Source organism: Chryseobacterium sp. KLBC 52, from assembly GCF_003347605.1.
Lineage (GTDB): Bacteria > Bacteroidota > Bacteroidia > Flavobacteriales > Weeksellaceae > Chryseobacterium.
The window spans coordinates 36,764-53,088 of record NZ_QDFZ01000010.1; the positions used below are offsets into that span (position 1 = coordinate 36,764).

Genomic DNA, 16,325 nt, shown 5'->3' on the forward strand with positions numbered 1-16,325 from the left:
GCTGGTTTACAGATTTCATAATTTTGCTTAAACCTTAAACCTTAAACCTTAAACCTTAAACCTTAAACTTTAAACCATTCTTCCCCTCACCCCTTGCCTATATTTCCTATTTTGAATATCTTTAAAACTTCAAACATTGTTTAAAACATAGACCTTTAAATAGTAATATGACATTTCAAGAACAGATACAGCAGGGGATTCCTAATCAACTGCCGCAACCAAAACCATACGAGACCAATATCAACCATGCTCCGAAACGTAAAGAAATTCTAGGAGAAGAAGAGAAAAAACTGGCATTGAAGAATGCTTTACGTTACTTCGAACCTCAGTTTCATGCAGAACTGATTCCTGAATTTAAGCAGGAACTGGAAGATTACGGAAGAATTTACATGTATCGTTTCCGTCCGGATTATGAAATGAAGGCGAGACCTATCACAGACTATCCCGGAAAATCTGAGCAGGCGAAAGCCATTATGCTGATGATTCAGAATAACCTGGATTATGCGGTAGCGCAGCACCCTCATGAATTGATTACTTACGGTGGAAATGGAGCAGTATTCTCAAACTGGGCACAGTATCTGTTGACGATGAAGTATCTGTCAGAAATGAATAATGATCAGACATTGGTGATGTATTCAGGACATCCGATGGGATTGTTCCCTTCTCATAAAGATGCGCCAAGAGTTGTTGTAACAAATGGAATGATGATCCCGAACTATTCAAAACCGGATGATTGGGAGAAATTCAATGCATTAGGTGTTACCCAGTATGGGCAAATGACGGCAGGAAGTTATATGTATATCGGTCCTCAGGGGATTGTTCATGGAACGACGATTACCGTGTTAAATGCCTTCAGAAAAATCAAGAAAGAACCGAAAGGAGGACTTTTCGTTACTTCAGGATTAGGAGGAATGAGTGGAGCTCAGCCCAAAGCAGGAAATATTGCAGGCTGTGTTACCGTATGTGCAGAAGTGAATCCAAAAATCACGAAAATCCGCCACGATCAGAAATGGGTGAATGAGATTCATGAAGATCTTGATGCATTGGTAAAAAGAGTAAGAGAAGCACAGGCGAACAAAGAAACCGTGTCTTTGGCTTATCTTGGAAATATTGTGGAAGTTTGGGAGAAATTCGATCAGGAAGACTTAAGAATCGATATCGGATCGGATCAGACTTCACTTCACAATCCTTGGGCGGGAGGTTACTATCCTGCAGGACAAAGTTTTGAAGAATCTAATACCATGATGGCTGAAAATCCTGAGTTATTCAAAGAAAAAGTTCAGGAAACGTTGAGAAGACACGCAGCAGCCATCAATAAACATACCGCAAAAGGAACGTATTTCTTCGATTACGGAAATGCCTTTTTACTGGAAGCTTCCAGAGCCGGAGCAGATGTAATGGCAGAAAATCCGACATTGGGAAGAGAATTCAAATACCCGAGTTATGTACAGGATATTATGGGGCCTATGTGTTTTGATTATGGTTTCGGACCGTTCCGTTGGGTATGTTCCAGTGGAAATCCTGAGGACCTTCAGAAGACAGATGATATTGCCTGTGCCGTATTAGAAGAAATGGTTAAGAATTCTCCTGAAGAGATCCAGCAGCAGATGAAAGACAATATTCAATGGATTAAAGGAGCACAGGAAAATAAGCTGGTAGTTGGTTCTCAGGCAAGAATCCTTTACGCAGATGCAGAAGGAAGAATGAAAATTGCGGAAGCCTTCAACAAAGCCATTAAAAATGGGGAAATAGGACCTGTTGTATTGGGTAGAGATCATCACGATGTTTCAGGAACAGATTCTCCTTACAGAGAGACTTCCAATATTTATGACGGATCAAGATTTACAGCAGATATGGCCATTCACAACGTGATTGGGGACAGTTTCCGTGGAGCTACCTGGGTTTCCATTCACAATGGTGGTGGAGTAGGCTGGGGAGAAGTGATCAACGGAGGTTTCGGAATGCTTCTTGACGGAAGTGATGATGCCGACAGAAGATTAAAATCCATGCTTTTCTGGGATGTAAACAACGGAATCTCAAGAAGAAGCTGGGCAAGAAATGAAGGCGCTGTTTTCGCCATTAAAAGAGCGATGGAAGCAGAACCAAACTTAAAAGTGACCCTTCCGAACCTTGTAGACGAAAACTTATTGTAATATAAAAATTCAACATTGGCAACCATCAACAAAAAACTGTTTTCACACCTGAACGTAGAGGATAGTGATCCTGTATGGGAGAAGTTTGCTGAGGTTGAATTTTCAAAGAAAAATATATTTACTGACAACAAAGCCTATCTTGTAGAAGATGGGCTTGTCCGTAAATACTACATCAACAGTACCTCAGATATCGACACCGAGATCTGTGCAGAATTCTACTTTCCCGGTGATATTTTTACTGTTGAAGAAAAAAGTTCCGATGCCGTTTACGAGTCCATCAACAAAGGACTGGCATGGGAAATCACTCTGGATGAGGTGAAAGACCTGTTTGCTGTAAATCCGCACTGCCGTTTCGTACAGAATTATTATCTGAGCAGAAAACTGAATGCTGCGATGAAAAGGGAAATGCTTCTGCTGAAAAACACTCCGCAAGACCTTTATGAATACCTGCTGAAGAACAAACCCCATTACATTCAAAATATTCCTCTGAAATACCTGGCTTCTTATATCGGGATTACGCCTATTTCCTTGAGCAGGATCAGAAAAAGAATTTTGTAAGAGGGCTGGAAATTGAAGATAATAAAAGAAGTTACTAAGAGTATATTATCTTGCTGAGTTTTTTTAACGCAAAGTTTCAATTTAAATCCACATTATTTTAAGTGAGCAAAGGATGAATCGATTTTCAATCGATTTGATGAAGCGTGCGTGCTCTTACCATTAGCTTAGACAACGGCTCTGCCGCCTTCTTTGCCCCCTTAGAATCTGCTGTTAATCAATAAAAACTTTGCGTTTATAAAATCCTTACTGTTAATTCAAAGAAAAGGCAATAGAAACTGTAGAGAAATAATCAACTTCAATCCTCCATCACCCAGCTCCCATCCGCAAGACCCCCTCATTAATTATCTTTTGTTTATTGACTGGCCTTCCGTAAGTTTCTTCCTTTGCTGAAAAAAGAATATGGAAATACAAAAATTAAACTGGGCAGGTATTCGCATTACTTCTCACAACAAAACTATCCTAATAGACGCGGTAGAAGATTTCTCTTATCACAAACCTGTTTTGGGAGATGCTGTAGAGAATCTCATAGAATTTTCAGACCACGTACAGGCAGATTATATCCTGTTTACGCATATGCACTTTGACCATTTTGATAAAGGAGTAATCCGAAAATGTTTAAAGAAAGATGGAAAACTGATCGTCTACGCAGGACTGGAGCCTATTGTAAGAAAACTTGTACCTGATGTTGAAATGATCGTTCTTGATCTTGATGAAACCTTCACAGAAAACAACATCACCTTCAAACCGGTATTTGCGATGGATGGCGTAGGAGAAATACAGTCTTCCTGGATTGTAGATGATGGTGATACTAAAATCTTTCATGGTGGAGATACCATCTGGCATAACCAGTTCTGGAAGCTTGGAAAAGAAAACGCCAATATAGATTACGCTTTCTTACCCGTAAACGGAGTGGTAGTGAATTTCGAGATCATTGGATTAGAATACAGCCCGGTTCCCGCGTCCCTTAATCTGAAAGAAGCATTTGCTGCAGCTCGTCTTCTACACGCCCAAAAGCTGGTGCCTATCCATTACGGGTTGTTTGCTCATGAAAAATGCTATATTCCTCAGGTTTTTGACGAGCAGGATTTGAAAAATATTTCTGAGGAAGTAGGACAGGAGTATTTGATTTTAAAAGATGGTGCAATGCTGGTAGAATCATAACTAATATTTGTAAGGAAAACTGTCATTCTGAAATGCAATGGAATGAAGAATCTCAATATCAATAGGAACAGGTTATTATTTTGCGCGTAGACGAAGGAAGCCCATTTTTTGTACGTACCAATACGTCAATAGGAACGGGCTTTAGCCCGTTTTCTTTTGTGCGTAATAAGATTGGCTTTAGCCGAAATTTAAAATTAAGTTTTGGTTAAAGCCTTTTGTATTTTTCTTTTTATATTGGACAAAGGCCGATGTTGTTAATTACTTTATTAGATTCCACGCTCCACTCCGTTACGCTCTGAATGACAAATGTTGTGCATATTTAATTCTCACAACCAGTATAGATCTTTGTCCCTATTGTCATTCTAAAGGAATCTCAACAGTGATTAAATGGTTTTTCAACAAAAACAATTAATAGCAATTCCAACCTATTCTTTCACTAATGCATCTTTATAAGAAAAGAATCCTATGAAAATAACCATACCCAAACCCTGTCATGAAAATTGGAATGCCATGACACCAGATGAGAAAGGAAGATTTTGTGCGGTCTGTTCCAAAACCGTGCGAGATTTCAGAAGAGCATCGGATGATGAGATTATAGATGTTTTTGCTGATGCTTCGCAGGAAATTTGTGGAGCTTTTAATCCATCACAGCTCAACAGGGATTTGCATTATTCTTATATTAATTCTCTTTTTGTAAAGTTTGCGGTAGGAGCTATGCTGACAACAGGAGGGATTGTAAGTGTGAATGCACAGCAAAATAAAACCTGTGATACCCTAAAGACTGAAGATGAACATGAAATTGTTTTTGGTACTCAAAGAGACAGAAAATGGCTTGGTTCTGTTGCAGTAATGCCTGCCAGTGCTTTATTAGAAGTCAAAGAAAAGGAAAATAAAGAAATTGTATCAAAATTATCAGGAGTTATTGGGAAGGCACCTAAAGATAATAGCAATATACGTATTGGTGGAGCTCCTTCAAGCGGAGCAGTCTATAAACCTATGTATATTGTAGATGGGAAAATAAGTGATTTTGAGGCATTAAATGCACTGGATCCTAATCTGATAAAAACAATGAATGTTCTGAAAGGAACTTCTGCTGTAGTAAAGTATGGCGAAAAAGCCAAAGATGGGGTAATCGTAATTACTACAAAAAGAAAAAAATATAAAACAAATTAAGACTCTTTATTTTCCCACAAATCTTACAATCTTTTTCATATTTATCTGCTTAATTCGCCTAATCTGCCGGAGAATATTGAGATTGCTTCACCTTCGGTTCGCAATGACATTGGTGGTGTGAAATTTTATCTCCGATAAAATCCTTGCGCCTTACAACAGAAAGTTTTTAATGTCATTTTGCGCCTTAGCGTTTTTCCAACAAAACAATTATAACATAAAAAAACTCAGCAAGTCGCTGAGTTTTATTTTTTGAACCATTAAGAGCATTGAAGTTGTCAAGGTAAGTTAAGGGAAACATCGAAGATGTTTTTTAAGCTGCGCACTTCATCTTAATATTCTTAACTATTTAATTTTTCTTAATGGTTTAAAATAATTTATTATTTCACAGCCGCAATAGCCGCTTCATAGTTCGGTTCCTGAGAAATATCAGGCACTTGTTCTTCATAGATAATATTACCTGAAGGATCTATCACCACAACCGCTCTGCTCAGAAGACCTTTCATTGCAGAATCTACCAGTTCCACCCCATAGTTCCATCCGAAGTCCGAACGGAAATCGGAAAGCATTACCACATTTTTAATTCCTTCCGCTCCACAGAATCTTTTCTGGGCAAACGGCAGGTCTTTGGAAATACAAAGTACTACCGTATTGGGAAGGTTTCCAGCCTCTTCATTGAAATGATGTACAGAAGCAGAACAAACACCAGTGTCTACACTCGGAAAGATATTCAGAATAACATATCTTCCTTTGAAGGAGTCCAAGGTCTGGTCATTCATATTCACATCGGTAAGGGTAAATTTAGGAGCCGGCTTATTCAGTGCCGGCAATTTGGCATAGGTATGAACTTCCTTTCCTCCCATTAAAACAGTATTGATTGCTTTAGATTTTTGTGCAAAGCCTACTGCAGAGAAGAATAGCAGTGTGCCGCAAACTAATTTTGAAAACATGAAATTTATTTTTAAGCTAAATTATTCTTTTTTCAGGAGCTAAGATTAATTTTAATTCAAATAGATCGAATCTATTGTCAGATTATTTTTTTCAACACATTTTACCTCTACCTTTATATTATAAAATGTAGTAGTTTCAAAGGTGTCATTCTGAATGAAATAAAATGTAATGAAGAATCTCATATAAAAATCAACAAAGATTCTTCCTTTCAGAATGACAAAAGTCAAATAATTTAAATTTTGAGACAATCTCAGTCTTATCACATAAAAAAATAGAAAGATTTATGAGTTCAGAAAATACAGCATCATTCCATCACATTTTTAAAGGAGAAAACGAAATTCCGGAAGAGTATAAAGTTCCGGTGATCCATCAGAGAACCTATCTTCTGAATGGCGAACTGGTAGAATGGAAAGGAGATGTCACGGAAATTTATTCCCCGGTATGCATCCCCACAGAAAACGGATTGGAAAGAAAACTTCTGGGAAGTATTCCGAATATTGGCCCGAACGAGGCTATGGAAGTTCTCGAAGCTTGCGTAAAAGCCTATGATAATGGGCTGGGTGAGTGGCCGACAATGTCTGTGGAAGGACGAATCAAATGTATGCAGAAATTCGTGTACCTGATGATCCAGCAGAGAGATCTGGTTATCAAACTACTGATGTGGGAAATCGGAAAAACACTGGCTGATTCTACTAAAGAATTTGACCGTACTGTAGATTATATCAACCAAACCATTGATGCATTAAAAGATCTTGACAGGGAATCTTCCCGCTTTCAACAGGCGGAAGGAACTATAGCACAGATCAGAAGGGCACCGCTTGGCGTAGTGTTAAGTATGGGACCTTTCAATTATCCTCTGAATGAAATTTTTACCACCCTGATCCCGGCTTTGATCATGGGAAATACCATCCTTTTTAAACTGCCGAAACATGGTGTCCTTGCTCATTATCCTTTATTGAACGCTTTCAAAGAAGCCTTCCCGAAAGGAACTGTGAATACATTATATGGAAAAGGATCAGAAATCATCACTCCGATTATGGAAAGCGGGAAAGTGAACGTTCTTGCCTTTATCGGATCCAGTAAAGTGGCCAACGGATTGAAAAAACTACACCCGAAAGTGAATCGCTTAAGAGCTATCCTAAGTCTGGATGCAAAAAATGCAGCCATTGTTACCAAAAATGCAAACCTGGATGTGGCAGTGAGTGAATGTATTTTGGGTGCACTTTCTTTCAATGGACAGCGTTGTACAGCACTGAAACTGATATTTGTTCAGAAAGAAGTGGCATTGGAGTTTACAGAGAAATTAAGTGCTGCTGTCTCTGCTTTAAAGGCTGGACTGCCATGGGAGAAAGATGTGAAAGTAACTCCACTTCCGGAGGTCAATAAACCAGCTTATCTGAAAGAATGTATTGATGACGCTTTACAGAAAGGAGCTGCAGTACTGAATAAAGATGGAGGCTATACAGATGAATCTTTTGTTTTCCCGGCTGTAGTATATCCTGTAAACAGTGATATGAAGCTTTATCATGAGGAACAGTTTGGCCCTGTGATTCCTGTTGTTCCGTTCGAAGATATAGAAGAACCTATAGAATATCAGGTGAATGCTTCTCATGGGATGCAGGTAAGTATTTTTAGTGAAGATCCTCATGAAGTAGCGAGACTGATTGATCCGTTTGTAAATCTTGTAAGCCGTGTCAATATCAACTGCCAGGCACAAAGAGGTCCCGATGTTTTTCCATTTACCGGAAGAAAAGACAGTGCAGAAGGAACACTTTCTGTTTTTGATGCGCTCCGTTCATTCTCCATCCGGTCTCTGGTAGCTGCGAAACTGACAGATTCCAATAAGGAGCTGCTGAATACTATTGTAAGGGAACATGATTCTAACTTTTTAAGTACAGATTATATTTTCTGATTCTGACTGATATTGTATTTAACATAAAATAAAAATCCTCAATAAACACCTTGGTTTGTTGAGGATTTTTTTAACTTAATGCCGGAATTAGAGTTTTGTGTTATAATAAGATGGTATTTTTTAGAAATATTATCTAAGGATCAGTGTGTAAATCATGTCTTCACCCGAAAAAGAATTTTTAGAGAAAATTGAAAAACACAAAGGTGTTATTTTCAAGATCTCTAAAATGTATATGGATAATAAGGACGATCAGAATGACCTCTATCAGGAGATCATTTACCAGGCCTGGAAATCATATGGTGATTTTCAAAAGAGGAGTGATTTCTCCACATGGCTGTACAGAACTGCGCTTAACACAGCAATTGTTTTTTTGCGAAGTGAAAAAAAACGTAGTTTTATACAGAATCAGAATGTCGATGGGCTGAGTGCCCGCCAGGAACCTTATAATGATACGGATGATATGAATATGAAGCGGATGTATGAAGCCATCCATCAGTTGAGCCCCATAGATAAAGCCCTTATCTTCTTCTTTTTAGAGGGTTTTTCCGGAAAAGAGATTGCTGTACAGCTGGGAATTACTGAAGTGAATACACGGGTAAAGCTGAAGAGAGCAAAAGAAAAACTGAAAGAGATCATTACCAGACAGGGTACAGGTTCCTATTAAAAATAACACTATGGAATTAGAAAACTTTAAAGAACTTTGGAATAAAGATACAGGGAAGGAATCCCCTGAAATTTCTCTGGAAAAACAGAAGGAAATACACTCTCCGCTGCAGATGCTGAAAGTGAATATGGAAACTGAATTCTGGCTGATGATTGTAACACTGCCTTTGCTGTTAACAGGTTTTCCTTTCGCCTCTAAGGACTCTAATATTAAAACGATTTCAGTATTTGTCACCATTCTGACCCTTGCTATTATTGTTTATTTTTATTCCCGCTTCCTGAAATTGTATAAGCTACTTAGAAAAAACAGTACCAATACAAATTATGATCTGTTTACTCTCAAAACGCAGCTTCTCATCTCGAAAGAGATTTATATCTCCTATTATATTGCCTATATTCCTCTTGGGTTTCTTTTATCTCTGATTCAGATCAATTTTCATTTTGACAGGGAATATAACCTGGCTATTTTCGGGATCAGCCTTCTGATTACCCTTTTGTTGATCGCTTTTATCATCAAATACTGGATCTATTATATGTACGGAAGATACATTAATGATATAGTACGTTTGGTAGATGAACTTAATGGAATTGACGTAAGTCCAAAAGTTGAAAAGAGAAAGACATGGTTTGAACGCTCACAGAAATTTTTTATGAATAAAATGGGGATTAAAGGAAATATTCTGAATACTGTGATATGGTTTGTATCCATGTACTTTTTTATCATTTTATTTCTGACAATTGTTCTTTTGATCATTATTATAGTGGGAGCAAAACTTGATTTTCTGGATATCGGATCATTGCAGAGGGCTTTAAATAAACTAAATTAGAAATTACGCTATCTTCTGTAAAATTTCTATCTTTAGAACATTGAGTTGTAAAAAAATATCACATGGATGATTTTAAAAATCAGGTGTATTCTATAGAGGAATTTCTGGAACTGGTAAAGAGCAAACAGGATAGGAAGGCATCCTTTGATCCGGAATATAATTATGCAGTCTATTCATCAACAGATGAATTTAAACCCGAAATGAAAGTTTTTATCGGAGATCCTTTGGATATCGGTGAGCATGATAATGAAATCTTACCTGATTTCGTTTTCCATAACAAGCTTCAATATATGTGTTCTGATGAAAATATTCAGGATGTGGTGGATCTTGCTTTCAGACAGCGTGCTGATATTAGCTCTTCTCAGCTTATCACTGCCCTGAACCATTATCTTGAAAAAGATGATTTCTTAGATTTTAAATAATAAAAGAATTAAATACTTAAAATAAATAAGCTGATATAAAAAATATCAGCTTATTGCTTTTTTTGATGTAACATTTTTACTTTTTTTCTACTAACTCATTAGGTCAGAAAAAATTATTTCGACTCATACTATTCTGAGGAAATAGTAATAAGCTTAAAAAACACAATGAGGCCTGGCTGTATTTTCTGCCAGGTTTTTTTTATTTCTTTTGTAAAAATCTGTAACAATTTTTTTAAACGAAAACTAACTCTATAGAGTAACAAGCTATGACCTCATTAGAACAAGAGTTTATCAGTAAAATTGAACAGCATAAAGGAATCCTGTTTAAGATTGCTAAGATGTACATGACTGAAAAAGATGACCGTGATGATCTTTTTCAGGAGACTACCTATCAGCTCTGGAAAGCATTTCCCGGTTTCAGAGGCGAAAGTGAATTTTCTACATGGCTGTACAGAATTGCTTTGAATACCGCTATTATTTTCCTTAAAACAGAAAAGAGAAGAAGTTTTATTACCCATGAAGATTTTTCCAATCAGATCATTGTTCAGGAAGATTATGATGAGCGTAAAGAAGAGCGCCTGACTGAAATGTATAAAGCTATCCATCAGCTTAATTCTATTGACAAGGCCTTTATCTTCTATTATCTGGAAGATTTTTCAGGAAAGCAGATTGCCGAACAGATGGGAATTTCAGAAGGCAATGCAAGAGTGAAAATGAACCGGGCCAAAAACAAACTTAAAGATATCTTAAGCCAAATAAAAACCAACCAACATTAAAATCAGTAATCCAATGAATATCGATGAATTGAAAAATACCTGGAACGAAGATATTGTGGAGGAAACTCCCGAAATAAGCATAGAACAGAGCAATAAACTGAATCTTCCCCTTGAAAAAATACGCAAGAATATGCGCGTGGAATTCTGGTGGATGATAGGAATCTTTGTCTTCGCTTTTCTGGTGTGCGCTGTGTGCAGACCCTTTAAACTTCAATTGTACATAACCGTATTAATTGCTTCCATGCTTATTGTTACTGTTTTCTTTTTCAGTAAGTTCTTTAAACTGTATAATGAAATCAGTAATCCAGCCCCCAAAACCTATGACTCTCTGAAAGATCTGGTGATGCAGCTCAATCTTAATAAACAGTATTACCTCTCATACTACATCAGTTTTGCCCCGTTTCTTGTCTGTGAAATTCTTATTGTCCTGGAGTTTATCCCGTGGCCAAAACCTTTGAGTGAATTGAAGATTGCGGTGGTCTTAATTAGTACAGTAACCGTAGGATTATTTTTGCTTTATTTTGTTGGAAGATTCTGGTATCAACGCTACTATGGAAGATATATCCAATATATTGAAGGTCTTTTAGAAGAATTAAAAGGATAACAAAGAGTTCGGCGGGCTTTCAGCCCGCCGAACCTATATGCATTACTGTCCCTTATTTTCTTTTTCTTTGGCAATTTCGTTTTTTATCCAATCCAGCTGTGGATCTTTTTTGTCGATAATATCCTGCATGTTTTCAGTAACAGTCACATCGGGAACAACCCCTTTTCGTGAATCTGAAAAACTGATATTAGGCTGTACCAAAAGTAATCCTATGGGAAACCTGATTTCAGAATTGGGAAGCTTTTGGTAGGAATAAAAACCGGCAACGGTTCCATCATTGGCACCACCTGTTTCTTCTCCCACAAGCGTTGCTCTTTTATCATTTTTAAGTTTAGCGGTAATAATAGAAGATGCCGAGAAACTTCCTCCGTTAATCAGTACAAAAACTTTTCCGTGGAAGGCATCCTTTTTAGGTTTTGTAGGTTTGTCAGCCTTCATTTTGTAGAACACCTTTCCATCCTTTTTATAGGTACTGAAAGTCTGGGCAAAAAAGTAGCTCGGATAGGCAATACTTTTAAGAGCATATTCCAAAGGAGTGCTTTTTCTGAAATAATTGGTGCGCAGAGGGGCATTTCTTGAAGTTAACTGAGAAGGTTTGATCAGCGTAAACGGTTCATCAGCTAAATACGAATACAGGTTATTGATTTCATACAAAGAGCCGCCATAATTATTTCGGACATCTATGATGAGGTAAGGAGATTTTGCAAGGTTGATCTTGGCAAAAGTCTTTTTATAAAACTCATCCGAATAATCCCTTGAAAAGCTTTTCACCTTAATATAAGCAATAGTACTGTCTTTGTCCAGAAATTTGAAGCTTCTGTTATAAGAATCACTGGAAGCTACATAATCGTTCAGTTTCTTTTCCGGGGTCTTTTTCTGCATTTCCTTATCCTTTTCAAGATCAGAATCAGATTTTGTTTCTCTGGTTAAGGTATACGTCTTTTTTTCTCCCTGGTATAGGGTTTCAAGAGTAGCTTTGCTGTCAAATCCATTTTCTGCGGTATAAAAATTAAAGAACAGGTCCTTCAAAAAATAAGGATGGAAAGTGGTATTGTCACCATCACTGCTGATCAGGCTTTTGTACTTCTTGATATAATCTGAAACAGGAACATTGTTAATGGATAAAATTTCAGTTCCCGGTTGTATATGTTCAATAGAATCTTTATTCTGAATAATGTACATCCGATCCCCTGAAATATAATATTCAAAACGACTGAACATCCCTTTCTGATGTTCCAGTTTTTTTATTTCGCTTTTGGTAAATTTCTTTCTGGGAATTCTCAATGAAAGATGTCCTTCCCGAATTCCTGCAATGACAGGTTGAAGTTTGAAATAAAACTGAAGAGGAGTAAGAGGCTCGATGAGGGTTTGTTTAAGGCTGTCAAATTTACGTTCCAGCTCCTTCTTGGGAATATACCAGTATAATTGAGGGTGCATTTGCTGTAATTTTGAATACGCAAAATCCACATCTTCTTTAAGTTGCTCCGGTGGAATACATGAAGCCCGTTGTTCGTTGTGTTTTTTGATAGAGGCACAAGACGAAAAAATAACGAGAAGAAATATTACCGAATAATTTTTCAATATCTGAGTTTTTTAGGGTGCTAAAATAGAAAGTTTAAAATTAATCCCGAGCTAAACGGGTAATAAATTTTTAAAAATACATGATAAATTTAGTTAAAAAATGGAGTAAAATGGAATAAACTTTCATTTAAAAGCAAAAGTCAATACATTTGATATTTATTTTTTACAGATGATTTACTGGATTATTACGTGTATAGCTGTTTTGACGATAACTTTTTTTATAGTGATCAATATGAAGGCATTTGGAGGAGTGCCAAAAGGGAAGAGACTGAAGCGTATCAGACAGTCGAAACTTTATAAAAAGAAACAGTTCCGGAATATCAGTCATACTCCTTCCATTACCGAGGGCTATAAGATGTGGAAAGTAACCTACGATTTCTTTTTAGGAAAAAAAGATCCATTGTTGAAACCTTTAAAAGCCATTCCATCCCTTCATACCAATCTGAAAAATATTGATAAAAACGAGGATGTATTTATCTGGCTGGGACATTCATCTTATTATCTGCAGACCGATGGGGTTTCCTTTTTAATAGATCCTGTCCTGAGTCTTTATGGATCACCTTTTAAATACTTTAATAAAGCTTTCAAAGGATCAGATATTTTTAAACCGGAAGATATTCCGAATATTGATTATCTTGTGATAACGCATGATCATTTTGACCACCTGGATTACCCAACTGTGAAATCTATCGAAGAAAAAACAGGAATGGCTATAATTCCTTTGGGAGTAGGAGCGCACCTGGAAAGATGGGGGTATGCGGAGAGTAAACTTATTGAAGAAGAATGGGGAACAGAAGCTGCTCTGAAAAATGATATAAAAATTATTTTTACTCCTGCCAGGCATTTTTCCGGCAGAAGAGTAAGACAGAATGATACCCTTTGGAGTTCTTACGTTCTGATAACACCCACTAAGAAAATTTTCCTGGGCGGAGACAGTGGATATGATTCCCATTTCAAAACAATAGGTGAGCAATATGGACCTTTCGATTATGCTGTTCTTGAAAATGGACAATATGGAGAGGCATGGAGGTATATCCATACATTGCCTGAAGATGTTGTTCAGGCTGCTATTGACCTGAAAGCGGATCATATAATCCCGGTTCATGCTGCTAAATTTGCATTGGCGCTTCATCCATGGAATGAGCCTTTACAAAAGATAACAGCCCTTGGGAAAGAAAAAAAACTGAATATCCTCACTCCAATGATCGGCGAGGTAGTAGATCTGAATCATTCAGAACAGAAATTTACAGCCTGGTGGGAAAGCTGATCAGGCATGCCAGATTTCTTTATATCTTGCGGGGTGATTTTCAAACTGTTGTCTTACAAAATCACATTCCGGGTCTACAAGCAAATCTTTTTCTTCTGCATAGCGTACCAGTTCATCCAGCAATAGTTTGGCGTATCCCTTTCCCTCACGCTCTTCGTCAAGTTTCGTATAAAATACAATTAGCAGTCTTCCGTCAACCTCTATGGACATATAACCTGCCTTTTTCCCATCGATAAGTAGCTGCAATTCATCCTGATATTGAGATACCTGAAACTTTATATTTTCCATAACAATGTAAGATTTGGTTGATTAAAATAATTTGAGAACGTCTCCGTAAATACATTCTCTCCATTAAAATTACAAAATTAAATCATATGAAATAATAATTTTCAGGAATCTTAACGAATTTTATAACATAAATGGTGAAAGGTAAAAGATAAAAGATAAAAGATATTACCATTAAATATCCGTAGGTCAGGATCAATAGAGGTGGGCTTTAGCCCGCCATACAATATATAATTTCTCCTACGGCTTTAGCCGAAACTTAAATATAGGTGTTTTTATAAATCTGCAATGTGTTGATTATTAATATATAATAGGGTTGTTGTTTACTAATTCTTGGGATCTAATCATAACTTTAGAATAATTAATGTTAAGAATTTAATAAAAAATACAGAAAATAATTCAAAGATAATCAGTTGTTTGTGGTTTTTTTTAACAAATATTAGTATTTGTAATTAAGAATTGGCACTTTAATTGACTATCACTTGATAATTATTTTTAAAGTGGAATGAAATGAAAAAGTTAATATTAACAGCATTATTGGTTGGGACCTTCAGTTTGAGTTATGCCCAATCAGATTATTATAATGATTACAGAAGGAGTATCTCAGATATCAACTGGCAAAGAGTAATTACGGATCTTGTGCTTTCAACAACACAGGCTAATCAGATTTATGTGTTAAATGACAGATATCGTGATTATGATACCTGGAACAGAGTGTATGTTGTAGAGCCGGGAAGATGGAGAAACGACCGTTATTCTGAGTTGGAAAGAATTCTGGGCAGAGAAAAGTATATCATCTTTAAAAAGAAATACTACAGAGGACAAAACCCTGTAATCGTTTACGGAAGAAATAAAAACGATTATAAAAAATACCGTAAACAACAGGAGAAGTATTATAAAAATCAGGAGAAATACTACAAAAAACAAAATAAACATCATGGTCATGGACATGATGACTGAAATTAGATTATAATCAACTCAATATTCACTTTTAAATGGCTGGCAGGATTGTCAGCCATTTAATTTTTTAGTCCCATAATTGTTATGATGTATTTGGTTTGATTTTTATAACTTTGATCTATGGAATCACACGAATCACTCAAAGGTTTTTATGAAAGGAATGCTCCCAATCTGGCATCTCAATGTATTGGGGTGAATAAAATGGGGCACTTCAATGTCTTTTCACGGGAGTATTGCTCTCCGCATACTCCTTACAGCAGGAGAGATTATTATAAGATTTCACTCATCATTGGAAAAGGAAAACTTCATTATGCTGATAAATGGATCAAAGTAGACCGTCCTGCGTTATTGTTTTCCAATCCCATTATTCCTTATTCCTGGGAAGCGGATGATGAGGATCAGAAAGGCTGGTTCTGCCTTTTTACCGATCAGTTTCTCCATAATGGAAGCCGTATGGGAAACCTTCAGGATTCTCCGCTTTTCAAGATTGGAGGAACTCCGGTTTTCTTTGTCGATGAAGAACAGCAGAAGATACTTTCTGAGATCTATACCAAAATGATGACGGAGATTCAGTCAGATTATATTCACAAATATGATATGCTGAGAGCCTACCTCCATCTGATGATTCATGAAACGATGAGAATGCAGCCTGCGGAGAGTTTTGAACCTTATCAGAATGCTTCACAAAGAGTAGCGTCCTTATTTATGGAACTATTGGAAAGACAATTTCCTATCGACAGTCCTGAGGCTTTTTTGAAATTAAAAACTCCGAATGATTATGCTCAAAGTCTTTCCATTCATGTGAATTCTTTGAACCGTTCGGTAAAAGAGATTACAGGGAAAACAACCAGCCAGCAGATTACGGGAAGAATTATTCAGGAAGCCAATGCCTTGTTGAAACATACAGACTGGAATATCTCTGAGATTGCTTATGGATTGGGCTTTGAAGAACCTGCCTATTTTACCAATTACTTTAAAAAACAAACCGGAATTACTCCCAATGCCCTAAGAATGGATGTTGTTTGAATTTTATAA

General features: G+C 36.8%; 16 protein-coding genes. 13 read left to right on the forward strand and 3 right to left on the reverse strand.

The window, feature by feature from the left end:
- The first annotated feature begins 167 nt into the window (after positions 1 to 167).
- The 4 genes from DDF69_RS12160 (at position 168) to DDF69_RS12175 (ending at position 5,045) form a co-directional block, all read left to right on the forward strand.
- The gene (locus DDF69_RS12160; protein ID WP_114821006.1) at positions 168 to 2,153 is read left to right on the forward strand and encodes a urocanate hydratase; all 1,986 of its coding nucleotides are present in this window, start codon (positions 168 to 170) and stop codon (positions 2,151 to 2,153) included.
- Positions 2,154 to 2,168: 15 nt separating this feature from the next.
- Complete coding sequence (locus DDF69_RS12165; protein ID WP_114821007.1) at positions 2,169 to 2,711, forward strand: Crp/Fnr family transcriptional regulator; 543 nt, start codon at positions 2,169 to 2,171, stop codon at positions 2,709 to 2,711.
- Between the two features lie 399 nt (positions 2,712 to 3,110).
- The gene (locus DDF69_RS12170; protein WP_114821008.1) at positions 3,111 to 3,872 is read left to right on the forward strand and encodes an MBL fold metallo-hydrolase; all 762 of its coding nucleotides are present in this window, start codon (positions 3,111 to 3,113) and stop codon (positions 3,870 to 3,872) included.
- 465 nt (positions 3,873 to 4,337) lie between these two features.
- Positions 4,338 to 5,045, forward strand: coding sequence for a TonB-dependent receptor plug domain-containing protein (locus DDF69_RS12175; protein WP_114821009.1), 708 nt, complete (start codon positions 4,338 to 4,340; stop codon positions 5,043 to 5,045).
- A 377-nt stretch (positions 5,046 to 5,422) separates the two neighbouring features.
- Here the strand turns inward: DDF69_RS12175 and tpx are convergent, their stop codons facing one another.
- Positions 5,423 to 5,992: a thiol peroxidase gene (gene tpx, locus DDF69_RS12180; protein ID WP_185144344.1), complete on the reverse strand. Its 570-nt coding sequence runs from the start codon at positions 5,990 to 5,992 to the stop codon at positions 5,423 to 5,425.
- Between the two features lie 284 nt (positions 5,993 to 6,276).
- Here tpx and DDF69_RS12190 point away from each other — a divergent pair, with 284 nt between their 5' ends.
- The 6 genes from DDF69_RS12190 (at position 6,277) to DDF69_RS12215 (ending at position 11,197) form a co-directional block, all read left to right on the forward strand.
- The gene (locus DDF69_RS12190) at positions 6,277 to 7,905 is read left to right on the forward strand and encodes an NADP-dependent glyceraldehyde-3-phosphate dehydrogenase (protein ID WP_114821012.1); all 1,629 of its coding nucleotides are present in this window, start codon (positions 6,277 to 6,279) and stop codon (positions 7,903 to 7,905) included.
- A gap of 154 nt (positions 7,906 to 8,059) precedes the next feature.
- Complete coding sequence (locus DDF69_RS12195; RefSeq protein ID WP_114821013.1) at positions 8,060 to 8,569, forward strand: RNA polymerase sigma factor; 510 nt, start codon at positions 8,060 to 8,062, stop codon at positions 8,567 to 8,569.
- A 10-nt stretch (positions 8,570 to 8,579) separates the two neighbouring features.
- Entirely contained in the window at positions 8,580 to 9,395 is an 816-nt protein-coding gene (locus DDF69_RS12200) for a hypothetical protein (RefSeq protein ID WP_114821014.1), read from the forward strand.
- A 62-nt stretch (positions 9,396 to 9,457) separates the two neighbouring features.
- Positions 9,458 to 9,817, forward strand: coding sequence for a hypothetical protein (locus DDF69_RS12205; RefSeq protein ID WP_114821015.1), 360 nt, complete (start codon positions 9,458 to 9,460; stop codon positions 9,815 to 9,817).
- Between the two features lie 266 nt (positions 9,818 to 10,083).
- Complete coding sequence (locus DDF69_RS12210; protein ID WP_114821016.1) at positions 10,084 to 10,593, forward strand: RNA polymerase sigma factor; 510 nt, start codon at positions 10,084 to 10,086, stop codon at positions 10,591 to 10,593.
- 13 nt (positions 10,594 to 10,606) lie between these two features.
- Entirely contained in the window at positions 10,607 to 11,197 is a 591-nt protein-coding gene (locus tag DDF69_RS12215) for a hypothetical protein (RefSeq protein WP_114821017.1), read from the forward strand.
- 42 nt (positions 11,198 to 11,239) lie between these two features.
- Here DDF69_RS12215 and DDF69_RS12220 read toward each other — a convergent pair whose 3' ends face one another.
- Positions 11,240 to 12,634: a S41 family peptidase gene (locus DDF69_RS12220; protein WP_228411981.1), complete on the reverse strand. Its 1,395-nt coding sequence runs from the start codon at positions 12,632 to 12,634 to the stop codon at positions 11,240 to 11,242.
- A 376-nt stretch (positions 12,635 to 13,010) separates the two neighbouring features.
- On the opposite strand from DDF69_RS12220, the gene DDF69_RS12225 reads away from it, so the two are divergent.
- Entirely contained in the window at positions 13,011 to 14,045 is a 1,035-nt protein-coding gene (locus DDF69_RS12225; protein WP_228411982.1) for an MBL fold metallo-hydrolase, read from the forward strand.
- Here the strand turns inward: DDF69_RS12225 and DDF69_RS12230 are convergent, their stop codons facing one another.
- Complete coding sequence (locus DDF69_RS12230) at positions 14,046 to 14,333, reverse strand: GNAT family N-acetyltransferase (RefSeq protein ID WP_047433564.1); 288 nt, start codon at positions 14,331 to 14,333, stop codon at positions 14,046 to 14,048.
- A gap of 507 nt (positions 14,334 to 14,840) precedes the next feature.
- Here DDF69_RS12230 and DDF69_RS12235 point away from each other — a divergent pair.
- Complete coding sequence (locus DDF69_RS12235) at positions 14,841 to 15,290, forward strand: hypothetical protein (protein ID WP_114821020.1); 450 nt, start codon at positions 14,841 to 14,843, stop codon at positions 15,288 to 15,290.
- Positions 15,291 to 15,410: 120 nt separating this feature from the next.
- Positions 15,411 to 16,316, forward strand: a complete 906-nt coding sequence (locus tag DDF69_RS12240; RefSeq protein WP_114821021.1) for a helix-turn-helix domain-containing protein — start codon at positions 15,411 to 15,413, stop codon at positions 16,314 to 16,316.
- Positions 16,317 to 16,325: the final 9 nt, after the last annotated feature.

Bases quoted from the DNA above. Each gene is read 5' to 3' on its own strand.
- DDF69_RS12160 (WP_114821006.1), top strand. From the start codon at position 168: ATGACATTTCAAGAACAGATACAGCAGGGGATTCCTAATCAACTGCCG.
- DDF69_RS12170 (WP_114821008.1), top strand. From the start codon at position 3,111: ATGGAAATACAAAAATTAAACTGGGCAGGTATTCGCATTACTTCTCAC.
- DDF69_RS12175 (WP_114821009.1), top strand. From the start codon at position 4,338: ATGAAAATAACCATACCCAAACCCTGTCATGAAAATTGGAATGCCATG.
- tpx (WP_185144344.1), bottom strand. From the start codon at position 5,992: ATGTTTTCAAAATTAGTTTGCGGCACACTGCTATTCTTCTCTGCAGTA.
- DDF69_RS12190 (WP_114821012.1), top strand. From the start codon at position 6,277: ATGAGTTCAGAAAATACAGCATCATTCCATCACATTTTTAAAGGAGAA.
- DDF69_RS12195 (WP_114821013.1), top strand. From the start codon at position 8,060: ATGTCTTCACCCGAAAAAGAATTTTTAGAGAAAATTGAAAAACACAAA.
- DDF69_RS12200 (WP_114821014.1), top strand. From the start codon at position 8,580: ATGGAATTAGAAAACTTTAAAGAACTTTGGAATAAAGATACAGGGAAG.
- DDF69_RS12205 (WP_114821015.1), top strand. From the start codon at position 9,458: ATGGATGATTTTAAAAATCAGGTGTATTCTATAGAGGAATTTCTGGAA.
- DDF69_RS12210 (WP_114821016.1), top strand. From the start codon at position 10,084: ATGACCTCATTAGAACAAGAGTTTATCAGTAAAATTGAACAGCATAAA.
- DDF69_RS12215 (WP_114821017.1), top strand. From the start codon at position 10,607: ATGAATATCGATGAATTGAAAAATACCTGGAACGAAGATATTGTGGAG.
- DDF69_RS12220 (WP_228411981.1), bottom strand. From the start codon at position 12,634: ATGCACCCTCAATTATACTGGTATATTCCCAAGAAGGAGCTGGAACGT.
- DDF69_RS12225 (WP_228411982.1), top strand. From the start codon at position 13,011: ATGAAGGCATTTGGAGGAGTGCCAAAAGGGAAGAGACTGAAGCGTATC.
- DDF69_RS12230 (WP_047433564.1), bottom strand. From the start codon at position 14,333: ATGGAAAATATAAAGTTTCAGGTATCTCAATATCAGGATGAATTGCAG.
- DDF69_RS12235 (WP_114821020.1), top strand. From the start codon at position 14,841: ATGAAAAAGTTAATATTAACAGCATTATTGGTTGGGACCTTCAGTTTG.
- DDF69_RS12240 (WP_114821021.1), top strand. From the start codon at position 15,411: ATGGAATCACACGAATCACTCAAAGGTTTTTATGAAAGGAATGCTCCC.